This is a genomic window from Thermostichus sp. MS-CIW-36 (genome assembly GCF_054059035.1).
In genome coordinates, this window is record NZ_JBSSBR010000018.1 from 12,502 (window position 1) to 28,115 (window position 15,614).

The 15,614-nt window shown below is 57.3% G+C and carries 12 protein-coding genes and 2 pseudogenes; 8 read left to right on the forward strand and 6 right to left on the reverse strand.

The features are described from left to right. Window positions 1-19: 19 nt before the first annotated feature. Together ACVWVQ_RS09020 and ACVWVQ_RS09025 are read right to left on the reverse strand one after the other, a co-directional pair. Window positions 20-1,231, reverse strand: coding sequence for an RNA-guided endonuclease InsQ/TnpB family protein (locus ACVWVQ_RS09020; RefSeq protein WP_457508081.1), 1,212 nt, complete (start codon window positions 1,229-1,231; stop codon window positions 20-22). 39 nt (window positions 1,232-1,270) lie between these two features. Next, window positions 1,271-1,942, reverse strand: coding sequence for a hypothetical protein (locus ACVWVQ_RS09025; protein ID WP_457508083.1), 672 nt, complete (start codon window positions 1,940-1,942; stop codon window positions 1,271-1,273). A gap of 447 nt (window positions 1,943-2,389) precedes the next feature. Between ACVWVQ_RS09025 and ACVWVQ_RS09030 the strand changes: the two genes are divergently transcribed. The 7 genes and pseudogenes from ACVWVQ_RS09030 (at window position 2,390) to ACVWVQ_RS09060 (ending at window position 11,115) form a co-directional block, all read left to right on the forward strand. Then, window positions 2,390-3,448, forward strand: coding sequence for a vWA domain-containing protein (locus ACVWVQ_RS09030; RefSeq protein ID WP_457508085.1), 1,059 nt, complete (start codon window positions 2,390-2,392; stop codon window positions 3,446-3,448). Between the two features lie 155 nt (window positions 3,449-3,603). After that, complete coding sequence (locus tag ACVWVQ_RS09035) at window positions 3,604-3,798, forward strand: hypothetical protein (protein WP_457508087.1); 195 nt, start codon at window positions 3,604-3,606, stop codon at window positions 3,796-3,798. A gap of 20 nt (window positions 3,799-3,818) precedes the next feature. Continuing rightward, entirely contained in the window at window positions 3,819-4,436 is a 618-nt protein-coding gene (locus tag ACVWVQ_RS09040; protein WP_457508089.1) for a hypothetical protein, read from the forward strand. 181 nt (window positions 4,437-4,617) lie between these two features. Continuing rightward, a pseudogene (locus ACVWVQ_RS09045) lies at window positions 4,618-5,178 on the forward strand (DUF4347 domain-containing protein); the annotation flags it as partial. Window positions 5,179-5,922: 744 nt separating this feature from the next. Continuing rightward, complete coding sequence (locus tag ACVWVQ_RS09050; protein WP_457508120.1) at window positions 5,923-7,038, forward strand: Ig-like domain-containing protein; 1,116 nt, start codon at window positions 5,923-5,925, stop codon at window positions 7,036-7,038. 404 nt (window positions 7,039-7,442) lie between these two features. Next, entirely contained in the window at window positions 7,443-9,812 is a 2,370-nt protein-coding gene (locus tag ACVWVQ_RS09055; RefSeq protein WP_457508091.1) for a choice-of-anchor Q domain-containing protein, read from the forward strand. A 196-nt stretch (window positions 9,813-10,008) separates the two neighbouring features. Then, window positions 10,009-11,115 carry a peptidylprolyl isomerase gene (locus ACVWVQ_RS09060; protein WP_457508092.1) on the forward strand — a complete coding sequence of 369 codons (1,107 nt, stop codon included), beginning with the start codon at window positions 10,009-10,011 and terminating at the stop codon, window positions 11,113-11,115. On the opposite strand, the gene ACVWVQ_RS09065 is transcribed toward ACVWVQ_RS09060, so the two are convergent. The 4 genes and pseudogenes from ACVWVQ_RS09065 to ACVWVQ_RS09080 all read right to left on the reverse strand — a co-directional run bounded on the left by ACVWVQ_RS09065 (window position 11,112) and on the right by ACVWVQ_RS09080 (window position 13,949). Continuing rightward, a complete protein-coding gene (locus ACVWVQ_RS09065; RefSeq protein WP_457508122.1) occupies window positions 11,112-12,143 on the reverse strand; it encodes a succinate dehydrogenase/fumarate reductase iron-sulfur subunit in 1,032 nt (343 codons plus the stop codon). The two genes, ACVWVQ_RS09060 and ACVWVQ_RS09065, sit on opposite strands and share 4 nt — an antisense overlap. Window positions 12,144-12,226: 83 nt before the next feature. Next, window positions 12,227-12,410 (reverse strand): annotated as a pseudogene (locus ACVWVQ_RS09070) (hypothetical protein); the annotation flags it as partial. Window positions 12,411-12,508: 98 nt separating this feature from the next. Then, on the reverse strand, window positions 12,509-13,276 hold the full coding sequence (locus ACVWVQ_RS09075) for an MlaE family lipid ABC transporter permease subunit (RefSeq protein WP_414342839.1): 768 nt from the start codon (window positions 13,274-13,276) through the stop codon (window positions 12,509-12,511). Between the two features lie 10 nt (window positions 13,277-13,286). Next, window positions 13,287-13,949, reverse strand: coding sequence for a GerMN domain-containing protein (locus ACVWVQ_RS09080; RefSeq protein ID WP_457508095.1), 663 nt, complete (start codon window positions 13,947-13,949; stop codon window positions 13,287-13,289). Between the two features lie 189 nt (window positions 13,950-14,138). Between ACVWVQ_RS09080 and atpD the strand changes: the two genes are divergently transcribed. Continuing rightward, entirely contained in the window at window positions 14,139-15,572 is a 1,434-nt protein-coding gene (atpD, locus tag ACVWVQ_RS09085) for a F0F1 ATP synthase subunit beta (protein ID WP_457508097.1), read from the forward strand. Window positions 15,573-15,614: the final 42 nt, after the last annotated feature.

Consider the following 15,614-nt stretch of genomic DNA (forward strand, 5'->3'; position numbering starts at 1 on the left):
GGACAGAGGAGAAGGTAAACTACCCGACTCCGACCGCTAAAGCGGTACGGAGCGGGCTTTCAGTAGCCCTGAGCCTGCCCTGCTCTACTAGAGAACAAAACAGGCCCGAACCTCTAGGCTGGTTTACGACAGCCCCCAAAAGCGCAATCACATTCGCACCATTCAAGTCCGCATCTCCTTCCCATCCACAGTGCCCACACTTGAACGACTTACCACTGCGGTAGGATTGCGCAGGATCGGGATGGATGTGCAAACACCGGTGGCAGGTCTGCGACGTGTAGGCAGGCGGAACAAGAATCAGAGAAACCCCTGCAACCCTCGCCTTGTATTCCAGAAATTGACGTAGTTGGTAGAACGCCCAACTGTTGGCCCTGCGCCTTTCGGTTTTGCTGCGGGGTTGTTGATTGACTCTTTCCCGGATCCCCGTCAGGTCTTCCAGAGCGATAGCGCTGTTGGTAGCCTTTGCCCTGGAGACAATAGCTTTGGAGATGCGATGATTGACCCACGTTTGAAAGCGTCTTTCCTTGCCAGACAGCCGTTGCAACAGTTGACGGCATCTGCGCCGCGAACTGCGTGTGCCCTTACTGGCTTTGCGTTGGAGTGCCGCCCTCAGCTTGGAGTAGTGGTCTCGGACTCGGTTCAACTGCTGTCCATTCCAGTTATCTCCTTCCGATGTATGAGCAATATCCGCCCTTCCTAAATCCACGCCCAGCACTCTATCCGTGCGTTGCGGTGGGGATGGCTCCGTTTCCACACAGATCTGAATAGAGTAGGAGCCGTCTTTACGCTTGACCAGAGTGGCAGATTTGGGATTGGAGCCCGCCAGCCGTTCTCTCTGGTAGCGGCCAATCGCCAGCTCAAAGCGCTCTCGACCCTCCACCGTGGTCAGCGACACCGTCCAGTCTTTCTCGCGGAACGAAAAGATACGAGCGTCGTAGGTCGCAAAGCCTCTCTTGAACGCTTTGACGGGGCGGTTTTTCTGTTGGGCAACTTTACGGGCACCGGCCAGCCGTCTGCAGACCTGCTGAGCCAAGTTACTGGATAAGCCGAACCGGGCGCGGATTTCGCGGTAGCACAGAGACTGGAGCTTAACGGCGTTGGCGACTTTCTCCGGCGTGTTCTGGTTGACCCAGCTCAAGGCTTGGCCAAAAGCCTCCAAAGTCGCGTCCAATTTGGCGGCCTGCGACTGGGACACCTTGAGCTTGCAGGATACGGTCAGGACTTGGGTCATGGTTCTATTGTGACTTCCGCATTCCTCCCGGCACTGACCCTACGGGTACAGTGCGGGGCTCCTGCGATTTCTAGCTGACGAAGTTGGCGGGAAAACGGGCTCCGGTTTGGGCCGGATCGAGCCCGCCTCGGCTACTGCCTCAGAGAGCTTTTGCCGCACCAGCTCCTGAGTCTCCAAAATGTTGGGATCCGCCGCCCATTCCGGGGCCTCTCGAACGGGATCATCCTCGGAGGTGAACTCCAGGTCGTAGGTCTCGGCGCGGTAATCGGGGCTGAAGCATTCCCAAGCCCGCAGACTGTAAAAATAGGGGAACAAACGCACAATGCGCTCAATATCCAGGTGCGCAGCAAAGCGACGAAAAGCCTCTTCTTCAGACACCGGAAAAGGGGCGTAATGTTCTGAAACAAACCACCGCAAGAACTTCCGCGCCTCTGGGATGATCTGCTGGGCAGGCAGGGATCCCAGCACCGCTGCGTTGAAGCAGTTGACCAACAGGTGCTCCAGCATTACCGCGTTGTACTCGGCAAAGCAAGTTTGCTCGCGGCTTTCCACCGGCTGCCAGGGCATGTTGCCGTTGGCGGCAATGAGCAGGTGAACCAGGTCATGGGAGGGGTTGGTTTGGATGTAGCCGTGCCCCTCCAACTTGGCGCCATCGCAGCTAAAGAGCTGGTGTTGGGGGCTCCAATAGAACTTGAGTTGCTTTGCCGCCATGTTCAGTTCTCCTCCTCACCCAGGGGATCCTTTTAGAGCTTACACCTGCACTGATGAGCTGCTATGAACTATAGGCCACGGAGGAGAGCGCCGGCTTATTTGACAATTGGTCAGCGAGAACGCTTGCCACAAGTGGCAAAACAAAGGGGTCTTTATCTCGAAGCAATTCTCGGAGCAGACAGGCTTTAGCCGCCCTACTAGGCTCAAAGCTGAGACCCGCTGTGCTCGCATTGTGAAAAAAGATGAACTCGAGATCCTCTAACTGCAGTAAAAATCTTTACGCCTACACCAAGCGCTACAGTAGCTTTCGGAATTACTGGGTGGTATTCTAACTCCGTACTTTCATGCCACCCCACTATGCTTGCACTGGCAGCTGCAATGACTGTAAAAATACAGCCCGGTCAAGTAAAAAGCCAAAAAGCTGGTTGGCTGCTTCTCCTGGTGCTCGTGGGAAGCTGCCTTGTCGGCTGTGGCTCTTCCGGCGGTACAGGCATTGAGCCGTCTGCTGTGGGATCCCAAGCTCGCCTGACATTCAATGGGGCTCTGACCCGCTCCTTTTCTGGCACACAAGGGGAAATGGAGTTCAACATCGCCCTCCTGCAAGGCGGGGATCCGCCCCAACCAATAACCCAGCTCTCTGCCGGCCAGGTCAGCCTGCAGGTAAACCGGGTAACCGACTTGCTAGGGATCCCGCAGCCGGTAGCCTTGACCCTGACACCCACCCGGATCGAGAACCCCCCGCCGGATCTGGCTCAGCGGCCTTTGCTCATGGCAGTGCTGATGGATGGCTCAGGCAGCTTGCTGGTTTTGGATCCCCAATCTCGGCGCTTCCTGGCTGTTTTTCGGCTCCTGGATCAATTTCGCCCTGCACCCCTGGATCTGGGCGCCATTCTGCGCTTTGACAACCGGGGGGCAGGTTTTGGCCTTACAGCTTTGGGGCAGCCCCTGCGCACGGCTCAGCTATTGCAGGACTTCACCGGCGACAAAGAGCTGCTGAGACGAGGCGTTTTGCGCGCTGTTCCGGGGGGGAACACTGCCCTCTACGATGCCACAGTAGAAGCCGGGCGTTTCTTAAGCGACTTTCGGCCCACCGAGCGTTTCAACCGCCGTTTGGTGGTGTTTACCGATGGGATTGACAACGAAAGCACCCGCTCCATCAACCAAGCTACTCAGGAGCTGACAACTTTGGCCAGAGAGCGAGGACAAAAACTCACCGTGTATGTGGTTGGGTTGGGGGTCGATTTGAATCTTCTGGAGTTACAGCGTCTGGCTGCAGCTACTGAGGGGACTTTTGTGCTGGCACGGTTTTCTGAAGGGCTGGAAGCTCCCTTTGCCAACTTATTCCCTGCTGCTATTGGGGAGCACCGCCTGCAGGTGAGGGTGCAAAGCAACGTTCCGCTATCTGCTGGTTCTTATCTTCTCAGTGGCGAGCTGAGAGTTGAGAGAGAAGGCAGCCGTTTTGTGGCGCCATTCAGCGACGCTGTTCTCACGGTGGGATCCCGCTAGAGTCATTCCGCAGGCTGACAACATCCCTAATCGAGAGCGAGGCGATAAGCAAATGTTTCGACGACTCGGTATACCCAGAAGATTTTGGCAACCGGCTGCGCTTGTCCTGGCGGCAGTGCTTACAGGTTCCCTAACGGTTTTCCTGAAAGGTTGCGGTGGCACCTCCAGCAGCCCCTCGACCGTGGGGTCGCCGCCAAGGGATCCCGGCTCTGGCTCTGTCTCTACCTCTGCCATTTTGGGATTGGTGGTGGATCCCTTTGCTCAGCTTTGCCCTTCAGGCTCAACAGCCGCCCTTTGTTCGGGAGGGCCGCTCTTTTCAAGGGGCAATAAGGTTGAGTTGTTCAACCTAAGCTCAAGAGGAGACATTTTGTTGCCTGCCTTGTCAACCACTGCCTTGGAGGGCAACTTGCGGTTCACCATCCCCTTTTCCGGATCGATTATTCAACCGCCGGGGAAGTTGGTATCGGTTCAGTCCAACCTATTGGGCCAAGGGCGTCAGTCCGGCCAGTCTACACCCCTGCGGGGATTTGTTTTCAGCGCAGCCGTGGATGTTTCCCCTTGGAGCGAAGCCCTTTATCGCATCTTGCTGCGGGAGCGGGATAGAGTACCTTTCTCCAACTTAGCTCCCCCCGAAGTTAGGGATCTGGAGAATATTCTGTTTGTCAGCGTACCTCTTTCCAGAACAGCCCGAGACCTGGAGGAAATCATTACGGACATTATTCGACAAGCGGATCAACTTAGTTTTAATCAGCTCCGCTTTGTGGAGGATCTTATTCGCGTTTGCTATGCCCCAGAAGGTAATCAATCGGATCAGCCCTGCCGCCTCCGCATTCCCGTACCCCTACCGCCGGCACCTACGCCGACTCCATTTGTGCCTGCTCCTGAAACTCCCGCTCTTCCCACCATCATCACCAACAGAGCTGTTGTTCGTTCAGCATCGGGCTCGTTGCTCTTTAGCAACACGGTTTCGGTGAGGGTAGATAACTGATGGTTGCCTCGTTTTAGTCAAGTTTGATGTGAGCTGATTTTGTGTTTCAAGAGAACGCGCTGAGAGAGCCGAGGAGTGTTGAATGCTGACCTCAAAACCGTCTTCATTTCGTCCTGGTCAACTGGAAAGATTGCTTTGCTTTTTTAGTCGCAGCTTGGGCACCGTTTCCACAGCCCTGCTAATGGTTCTCTTGGGGGTAGAGCAAGCTAGCTTCTCTGCGTCTAGGGAAACGTCTCTACAACACCCCAAGCAGGATGAGCTGGTCTTTATCGATCAAGCCTTGCCGGACTTGGCGATCTTGCTGGCAGGCATTCGTCCTGGAGCGGAAGTTGTTTTTCTGGATCCCAATAGAGATGGAATTGAGCAGATCACAGAGACACTGCGAGGACGAAAAGGCATCAAAACCCTGCACATCCTGTCTCACGGGCAGGCAGGCTTACTCTCCTTGGGCAGAAGAGTTCTTAACCGAGAAAACTTGCCCGAGTACGCGGACCTACTGGCAAAGTGGAAATCTAGCCTTGCGGACGATGCGGACATTTTAATCTACGGCTGCGAGGTGGCGGCAGGGCTGGAGGGCAGACTTTTCATAGAGCAAATAGCCCGCCTGACAGGAGCTGATATCGCTGCTTCTACCAACCTCACAGGCTATGCCAAAGCCGGAGCAGATTGGATTTTAGAAGCCACGGCTGGCAGCGTTACCGCACCTACGATTGTGGTTGAAGGAGTGATTGATCACAGCTATCAGCACACACTCCAAGCCGCTGCTGTTCCCACCTTAGGTGCTGGATCTGTACTGACAGACATTCAGGTGAGTGGCCAAAAGCTGTCTCTCATTGGTGCAACCGATCAAGTTGTTCTGAGGAGAGTCGATAACCCCAATAAATCTGGTGTATGCAACATTGTCTGGGTTATTCCGCCAGACACTCCTGGCACTCTAGGAATTACGTCGATGGAGCAAGCTATCCTAATCAATCCCTTAAACCCGGTTATCAAAGCTGGCACGGATAATCTATTTACAAATATTATCAGTGTGAACAGTAATAATATTGAGAGGGTAGACTTTATAACCCCAGGCGGAATAACTGCCCCTTCTACAAACCTTGATAAGATTGGCTTCCTACTTCTAGATAGAGGAGGAAACGATAGTTTTAAAATTGCTGCTATTACGAAACTCGATCCAAATCCCAAACAATTTGTTTATAACTCTCCCATCTCGGTCTCGGCTACTGATTGGGGACTAGGAACAGTGATATCACTTACAAAGATTTACAGCGACAATTGCGGAACTGCCAGTCTGAATACGAATATTACAGCTAGCACAGTTAATCAAAAATTGTCGGGTGTTTTCGTAAGTTACCAGGATCTGGGCATAGGATCTGGTCAAACGTTCTTTGGTTACTCAGTAGTTGGGAATGACGTAACTGGCTCAATCCAAGACTTCACAACGTTTCCGAACAATACGACAGAGGTTAACGGCGGTTGGGACATGACAGCAGGGGGGGGCATTGTTGCTTACAACCCCGTTGCTAAGGATGACACTGCCACCACCCCAGCCAATACATCGGTCACCATCAATGTGCTGTCCAATGACACAGCCTACGTTTTTAGCTTGGATCCCAGTACTATCGACCTAGACCCGCTCACTCCTGGGCAGCAAACTACTCTGGCAGTTTTTGGAGAAGGCACATATTCCGTCAACCTACTCACCGGAGAGGTCACATTTACTCCGGTGCCAACTTTCACGGGTACTACCACTCCAATTAAATACACGGTAAAGGATACTGCAGGGCTGATTTCCAACCAAGCAACCATTACTATTACAGTCACCCAGCAGCAACCAACACCCACGCCAACGCCGAAAGAAACCCCTACCCCCACACCCACCCCCACACCAAAAGAAACTCCCACGCCGACGCCCACGCCGACGCCCACGCCGACACCAACGCCAACGCCAACACCAACGCCAACGCCAACACCAACACCAACGCCAACGCCAACACCAACACCAACGCCGACACCAACGCCAACGCCGACACCAACGCCAACACCAACGCCAACGCCAACACCAACGCCAACGCCAACGCCAACACCAACACCAACGCCAACACCAACGCCAACACCAACGCCGAGCCCAGGTACAACCCCGACCCCCAGCCCGGCACCCCCCGGCGAAGGGATCCGACTGGTCAAGCGGATCAGCGCCCTCAATGGCCTCTCCATTCCCGAATTCTTCGACGAGCCCACCGACCCCAACGACAACCCAGAGCTCCCCTGGCCAGGCGGAGCCAGCACCTTCCTGCAGGGGGCCATCAACCTGCCGGTGCGCCCAGGAGCGCGGGTGCAGTTTGCCATCTACTTCCTGCTGGACTCGCCCGCTTCCACCTTTGTGGTGTGCGATCCCCTGGCGCCTGGCTTGCAGTATGTGCCGGGCAGCCTGTCGGTGAGCACAGGGGGAGGGGGAGCCTTCATTCCGCCGGGTGGGGCCGTGCCGCCTGCTTGTGGGGGCATCAGCAACCCCAACGGTGTGGTGGTGGTGAATGTGGGGGGAGGCAGTTCTGGCTCAGCCGGGGTCATCCGTTTCGAGGTCGCCGTTCCTAGGTGAAGCCCATTCCACACCTTGCCCCTCAACCGGGAGCAGCCTCTCATCCCGAGGTGAGGCCATGCCTTATCGGCTGGCGGAAGGGAAGTGGGAGTGGAATGGGAAATCCACCGCAGCCAGCGGTAGATTTAGGGAGAGGAGGTCTTCGAGGTTAGCCGATTGCCAAGCCCCTCTCCCTGTCTATGGCTTGTTGCCGCAGGTGAGCAGGGGGAGATCCTCTTACTGGGCCATCTTGATTGACAGAGAGGCAAGGTGTGGGCAAATACAGCTCTAGGTTCGTATTGCCTTTGTTGGCGAGTATAGCAGCGGCAGGTTTGCAGTTGCCTTCGCCGGCACAGACTACGATCATCGTCACCACCCCAAGCGATGCTATAGCCACTGATGGCTTCTGCTCTCTGCGGGAGGCCGTGATAGCTGCAAACACCGATTCAGCAGTGAATGAGTGTCCTGCGGGCTCAGGTGCAGACACGATTGTGCTGTCGGCAGCGACGACCCACACCTTGTCGAAAGACGACGATGGGCTGGGACACCAAACCGACTCTGGAGCGGACAACGACGATTTGGACATTACCAGCACCATCACCATTCAAGGCAACGGGGCGACGATCCAGCGAGATACTTCGGTAAAGTGCGATCTAAATGGTAGTGCAGCTAAAGGCGAGTTTCGGATTTTCCATGTCAGCAGTGGAGGTAAGCTCAATCTACAAAGTGTAGCGATCAAAGGCGGCTGTGCGGATGGAGCCAATTTTCCAGATACTGCCGGTGGCGGTGTTTTTGTGGAGGTCGGCAGTCAGCTTGCAGTCTCCGAGGTTCAGATCTCCAGTAATGGGGCTTTTTCTTTCGGGGGCGGCATCCACAACCTGGGCACAGTAACTATCAACAAAGCCGATATCTCGGGGAACAGTGCTAACCAGCAAGGGGGTGGCATCCACAACGGCAGCGGCGGTAAGGTAAACGTTACCAACGCCGGCATTACCAACAATGGTGCCGGCAAGGAAGGGGGCGGCATCTATAACCTGGGCACGGCAACCATCAGCGAAACTGGAATTTCCAACAATGGCGTTGGTGACAAAGGGGGCGGCATCTACAACGGCAGCGGCGGCACGATAACGGTTACCAACGCCGACATTGCCAACAATGGTGCTGGCAAGGAAGGGGGCGGCATCTACAACGGCAGCGGCGGCAAGGTAACAATTACCAACACTGGCATTTCCAAGAATGGTGTTGGTGAGAAAGGGGGCGGCATCTACAACTTGGGCACAGTAACCATTGACGCAGCGGGCATTTCCGACAACGGTGCCGACCAGGAGGGAGGTGGCATCTACAACGGCAGCGTCGGCAAGGTAACAATTACCAACACTGGCATTTCCAAGAATGGTGTTGGCCAAAGAGGAGGCGGTATCTACAACCTGGGCACAGTAACCATTGACGCAGCGGGCATTTCCGACAATGGTGCCGGCCAGGAGGGAGGCGGCATCTACAACGGCAGCGGCGGCACGGTAACGGTTACCAACGCCGGCATTGTCAACAATGGTGCTGGCAAGGAAGGGGGCGGCATCTACAATTTAGGCACGACAAACATCAGCAAAACAGGGATCTCCGGCAATAACGTTAGTGAAAAGGGGGGCGGCATTTACAACGGCAATGGCGGCAAGGTGACCCTCAACGCAAGCGAGATCTCCTTCAACAATGTCGGCCAGGAGGGGGGAGGCATCTATGTTTCCAGCAGCAGTACAGTAAACATTACCAACAGCACCCTATCAGGAAATAGTGCTGGCACAAAAGGCGGTGGCATTTACAATCTCGGCACCAGCAGTCTAAGCTTTGTAACAATTGCATCGAACTCAGCTTCAAAAGGTGGAGGTATTTTCAACGACGCCACAGCCAACCTTAGGAACTCAATCGTAGCAAACAGTACAAGCGGAGGTAATTGTTCCAACGCTGGCACTCTCACCCCCAGCGGGGCGAATCTCGACACCGATGGAAGCTGCCCAGGACTTACGGCTGTGACCTCAGCAGCTTTGAACCTTGGGCCACTGGTCAACAATGGTGGGCCGACCCAGACCCATGCCCTTCTGGCAGGCAGTGTAGCCATCGACGCTGTGCCAGCCGGGCAGTGTACCGACCTGAACAGTAGCCCTGTCAACCAGGATCAGCGGGGTTTTTCCCGACCTGCTGGAGTTCGGTGTGATGTAGGAGCATATGAGGAGCAAGCTCCGCCCACCCCCACCCCAACACCGACGCCCACCCCAACACCGACACCCACACTCACTCCGACGCCCACACCCAGCCCAGCACCTCCCCCAGGCGAAGGGATCCGACTGGTCAAGCGGATCAGCGCCCTCAATGGCCTCTCCATTCCCGAATTCTTCGACGAGCCCACCGACCCCAACGACAACCCAGAGCTCCCCTGGCCGGGCGGAGCCACCACCTTCCTGCAGGGGGCCATCAACCTGCCGGTGCGCCCAGGAGCGCGGGTGCAGTTTGCCATCTACTTCCTGCTGGACTCGCCCGCTTCCACCTTTGTGGTGTGCGATCCCTTGGCGCCTGGCTTGCAGTATGTGCCGGGCAGCCTGTCGGTGAGCACAGGGGGATCCCCTGTGGCCCTCAGCGACGCCCAAGATGGGGATGGGGGGGCCTTCATTCCGCCGGGTGGGGCTGTGCCTCCTGCTTGTGGGGGCATCAGCAACCCCAACGGCGTGGTGGTGGTGAACGTGGGGGGAGGCAGTTCTGGCTCAGCCGGGGTCATCCGTTTCGAGGTCACCGTTCCTAGGTAGGAGAGCCGTGTAGCCATGCCCTTGGAGAAGTTGGTCCCGCTATTGCGGTCGCAAAAGCGTCGTGTAGCGATGACGGCTTTCCCCCAGGTGGAGTGAGCCAGTCGTGGAGATATCTATCGAGGTTTGACAGCGCTTGCCGCCTGTGACGGTGGGATGTCAGGCTGAGACAGGAGTGGTTTTGCAGTCGGTAGGAACCATGACGCAGCGTGCCCAAGGATTTTGGCAATGGGGATCCCTTTGCCGGATTGGCCTCTACGTAGCTGCTCTGCTCTGCGGGGTGGTGCTCTGGGGGATCCCGGCCTTGGCTCTGCCCCAAGGGGATGCCATCACGGATCCCCGTACCCTCTTGCGGCGGGCGCTACCCATCTCAGAAACGAAGCTGCTGGAAATTGATGAGGCCATCTCCAAAATCGACACCGACCTGAAGTACAACCGCTGGTCAGCGGTGCGGGGAGATGTGCGCCAGGTGGAGCACCTCTTGGATCGCCATGGAGATTCCCTGCTGGCCGGCTTGCCCCCGGATCGGGTGACCCCAGCCTCTGAACAGATGGCTGCGCTGCGGGAGCAGTTGCAGGTGATCGGCCAAGCCAGCGAGCGCAAATCCAAAGGCAAAGAAGAGGCCCGCGCTGCCTACGACCGTCTAGTGGACGAGTTGGGATCCCTCGAAAACAACTGGGTGGGGGCTTTCCCCTACACAGTGCCTGCTGAGTATGCCGACAAACCTCAGCTCTTGGGGCGGGCAGAGGTGGAGCTAAACACCACCGCTGGGCGCATGGTGATCACCTTAGATGGCTACAGCGCCCCCATCACTGCCGGCAACTTTGCCGACCTGGTGCAGCGGGGCTTCTACGATGGCCTGACCTTTGACCGGGTGGAGACCTTCTTCCTGGCGCAGGCCGGGGATCCCCCTGGCCCTGCCGATGGCTATGTGGATCCGGCCACGGGCAAGGTTCGCACCATCCCCATGGAGATTCGCGCCAAAGGCGAGGTGATGCCCCGCTACGGCCAGACTTTTGATCAGATGGGCCTGTGGGATGTGGAACCGGCTCTGCCCTTTTCCGCCGAAGGGACGGTGGCCATGGCCCGCTATCCCGACGATCCCAACAGCGCCTCTTCTCAGTTCTTCATCTTTATGGCTGAGCCGGATCTCACTCCGGCGGGGTTAAACCTCATGGATGGCCGCTATGCCGTGTTCGGGTACGTTACAGAGGGAACGGAGGTGCTGCGCCACATCAAAGTGGGGGATCGGATTTTGAGTGCCAGATTGATTTCCGGCCAAGACAACCTCAAAACTGGAGCCTAGAGGGGATCCCTTCCTTCCTGCCTAACTGTGTCGATAAGCCGCCGTACCGTCGCCGCCCCTGCAGAGGGCTGGAAGCGAAAGGGAAATTTGCCCCTGGCCAACAGGCGCAGACCCAAAGGCACCAAGCTGAGCAGCCCTTTGGGATCCCGGCCCACCACCTGCAGGGCAAAGCGGCGCTCATCTATCCAACCACCGGAGCGCACCAGTTGCACCAGAGTCTTGCGGTGGCGGATGGCTATGGGCAAGGAATCCGTCCGAATAGCGCGAACAGCGTGCGATGGGGAACGGTCGGTGGGCAGAGCAGCGGTCTTGTCTGCATGGCGGGAGAGGATCCCCTGTTTGAGTTCGGTGATTTGATCCAGAGGTGCCACGCCCATCGGGCAGACGCTGTTGCAGTTCCAGCAGCGGGTACAGCCCCAGACACCAGCCAAGCTATCCAGAGCCTGCAGGCGTTGTTCCCGTTGGCTGTCGCGGCTGTCTTGGACGAGGCGGTTGGCTCTGGCCAGAGCATGGGGGCCGACAAACTCTGGGTTCACCTCTTTGGCATTGCAATCGGAATAGCAGGCTCCGCAGAGAATACAGCCACCGGCAGCGTTGAGATGCTCCCGTTCGGCAGGCAGCTGTAAAAACTCTCGCTCCGGGATGCGTCGCCCCGCCGTGCTGACAAAGGGATCCACCCGGCTGAGATCGTTCCAGAAGGGCTGCATATCCACCACCAGATCCCGCAGAACGGGCAGGTTTCCCAGAGGGCCGATGCGAATAGGCTGCGGCTGGGGGCTGCGGGGATCCAGCTCTTCGCCCACATGTCGGCCACAAGCCAAGGCTGCCCTGCCGTTGATGCGCATGGCGCAACTGCCACAGATGGTGTTGCGGCAGTTTTTGCGGAAGGCCAAGCTGCCATCCTGCTCCCACTTGATCTGGTTGAGGCAATCGAGAATGGTGGCGCCAGGGGATGTCTCCAGCCAGAAGGACTGCCAGCGGGGCGGCTCCGGCGGCAACTGTCGGAAAATCTGAAATTCTACTCGCAAAGTGCTCTGCACCGCTGAAGGGAAAGGGGATCCCATCCTAGCTGATACATTTACGCTGAACACTGCTGAACATCACTGTTCAACTATGCAGCGATAGCATTCTGTTTGTTTCCAAACAGAATGGCGGTATCCCGCAAAGCTTTGAGTAGAATACCCAAAGCGCAGTTTCCGTGTCGTCTTACTACCAATTTTCTGCTTTGCTTTGGCTACCATGTTGGCAGACTCGAAAGTAAACAGAAAGATCAACTGGTAGTAATCCGTACTGAACATATTATACATTATTTTCAGTATAGTTGAGCTTATTATTGACTAGAGTCATGCTCTCTCCCTATTGCTCCGCAACGCTAACGGGACAGCAGAAGTGGCTACAACGCGCGGCTGAGGGCGCTCCCCGGCCCCTGAAACAACAGCCAAGAAATAAGGAAGTTGGTGACAAACACGCCCAGCAGCGCCGTAACCACTGCATCGGTGGTGGAGCGACCCACCCCCTTGGCTCCCCCGCTGGTGGAAAGGCCCCAGTTGGAGCCGACAATGGCGATCAAAGACCCGAACACCATCGCCTTAAAACAACAGACGAGCAAATCCCAGGAGCTCAGAAGGGTTTGCGCCGAGTTGAGAAACACTGCAGGAGAGATGTTGTAGGCCGAAGCGCAGATGATCATCCCCCCCACCAGCCCCGTCAGCAGGGAGAGGATGGTGAGCACCGGCAGCATCAGCCCCGCAGCCAGCACCCGCGGGATCACCAGATAATCCACCGGATCGGTGCGCAACAACAGCAGAGCGTCGATCTGCTCCGTGACCTTCATGGTGCCCAGCTCGGCAGCAAAAGCGGATCCCACCCGTCCGGCCAAGATCACCGCCGTCACCACCGGCGTCAGCTCACGGGCAAGGGCAATCGCCAAAACTCCCCCAATTAGGGAGGAAGCGCCAAAGTTGATGAATTCCCGCGCCAACTGGATGGTGAAAACGCCGCTGATCACCACCGCCGTAATCAGAACAATCAGCAGCGACTCCAGACCTACCGCCGAAAGCTGATCCAGGGTGTTGCGGCGATGGATACGACCCCGCATCAGATGCAAAATCACCTGACCGGTCAGGAGAAAACTGCTGCCCACCCGCTGCAACCAGCTCATGGTTTCTGTCTCAAGAAGCCGTTATCGCTAGGCGACGCTTTGGCGACCCCGTTAGCGGGGCGGAATCCTTCGGGGTTGCCGGTTCCGCCGGCAACTGAAAGCTGGGCACAAACGAGGCCCGTGTCAGGGGTTGATCCAGGATCAGCCCCTCTCCCCCCAGCACTTCTAGGGCACGGCCTTCCACCGAGATCCAAACCCGGGCGCCGGGGTTTTGGCTGGTGGCGGTGTAGAGCACCTGCGTGACCCGGCTCATCATTGCCGTGGCTCCCCCCCCCTGGGTAAACTCTGGGGAAAAATTGAGAAAAATATCGTCACCTTCCACCCGCACATCCAACACCCGCGTCTGGGGTGGAATGGCGCTGGTAAGGTGGGGATCCCGGGGGCCGGCAATCAGCTCCTCCAAGGCCAGGCGGATGGCTTCTTGAGTGTCAAAGGCGCGAACCGTGCGCTCCTGCTGCACGTAGTCAATAGAGTTGTCAGCACTGGTCAGCCAATACAGGGAAAGGGTTTGCCGGGGCCCGATGCTGTACCACCAAGCTCCCCCCATCACCCCTAACCCCAGCAAGAAGCCAAGGATCCCCAATTGCAGGGCCCGGCCGCGACGTGGGCAGCGACGCCGTCCTCCTAACCTAACGGAGCTGAGCTGTGCAATACGGCCTCCGTAGTGGCTCATCGCTGGCAACCCCCTGTCTTACCTAGCTCTAGGGTAGCGAAGAAAAGCCCACTCTGCCGGGGATCCCCCATAGGCTGGACAGGCAAAAGTGCGGCAGCAACTGGGATCCCTTTATTTGTATGATGATAATGATTTACACCCGGCATTGCTGAGTCGATAACTGAGCACACAAGGAGCTGAGCCTCAATCATGGTTACTGCCACCGCTACTGCCACCAATGTTGGCTACATCACTCAGGTCATCGGGCCTGTGATCGACGCCGAGTTTCCCAGCGGCAAGCTGCCCGAAATCTACAATGCCCTCAAGGTGGAGGGCACAACCGAAAGCGGCCTGAAGGTTAACGTCACCTTTGAGGTGCAGCAGCTTTTGGGGGATAACCGCGTGCGTGCAGTGGCCATGTCCTCGACCGACGGCCTGGTGCGGGGCATGCCGGTGGTGGATACGGGCGCTCCGATTACTGTGCCGGTCGGGCAGCCCACCCTGGGGCGCATTTTCAATGTGCTGGGAGAGCCGGTTGACAAAGGAGAGCCCGTTCAAGCCCAAGAATTTGCCCCCATCCACCGCAGTGCGCCTCCACTTGTCGATTTGACGATTAAGCCAGAGCCCTTTGAAACCGGCATCAAGGTGATTGACCTGCTGGCCCCCTTCAGAAAGGGCGGCAAGGTGGGCCTGTTTGGCGGTGCCGGCGTCGGCAAGACAGTGCTCATCCAGGAGCTGATCCACAACATCGCTGAGGAGCACTCTGGCCTATCGGTGTTTGCGGGCGTGGGAGAGCGCACCCGCGAGGGCAATGACCTCTACAACGAGATGAAAGAATCCGGTGTGCTGGACAAAGTGGCTCTGGTCTATGGCCAGATGAACGAGCCACCGGGTGCCCGCATGCGGGTTGGCCTGACTGCCCTGACCATGGCAGAGTACTTCCGCGACGTTAACAAGCAGGACGTGCTGCTGTTCATCGACAATATCTTCCGCTTTGTGCAGGCCGGGTCGGAAGTGTCGGCGCTGTTGGGCCGCATGCCCTCGGCAGTAGGTTACCAGCCCACCTTGGCCACCGAAATGGGCAACCTGCAAGAGCGCATCACCTCTACCAAGCAGGGATCCATCACCTCGGTGCAGGCGGTGTATGTGCCTGCTGACGACTTGACGGATCCGGCCCCAGCCACCACCTTTGCCCACCTCGACTCGACGGTGGTATTGTCCCGCAGCTTGGCAGCCAAGGGTATCTATCCGGCGGTGGATCCCCTGGATTCCTCTTCCACCATCCTGCAGGCGGACATTGTGGGCGAAGAGCATTACAACACCGCCCGGGCAGTGAAGCAAACTCTGCAGCGCTACAAAGAGCTGCAAGATATCATCGCCATCCTGGGGCTGGACGAGCTGTCGGAAGAGGACAAGCTGGTGGTGGCCCGCGCCCGCCGCATCGAGCGTTTCCTGTCCCAGCCGTTCTTCGTGGCGGAGGTATTCACTGGCTCCCCCGGCAAGTATGTGAAATTGGCAGACACCATCAAGGGCTTCCAGCGCATTTTGTCGGGAGAACTGGACGATCTGCCGGAGCAAGCCTTCTACTTGGTGGGCACCATCGAAGAGGCCATCGAGAAAGCGGAGAAGCTCAAGTCCAAGTGAGCCCCAAGCGCTCCTGCCCCTCTCCTCTTGGGAGAGGGGAGC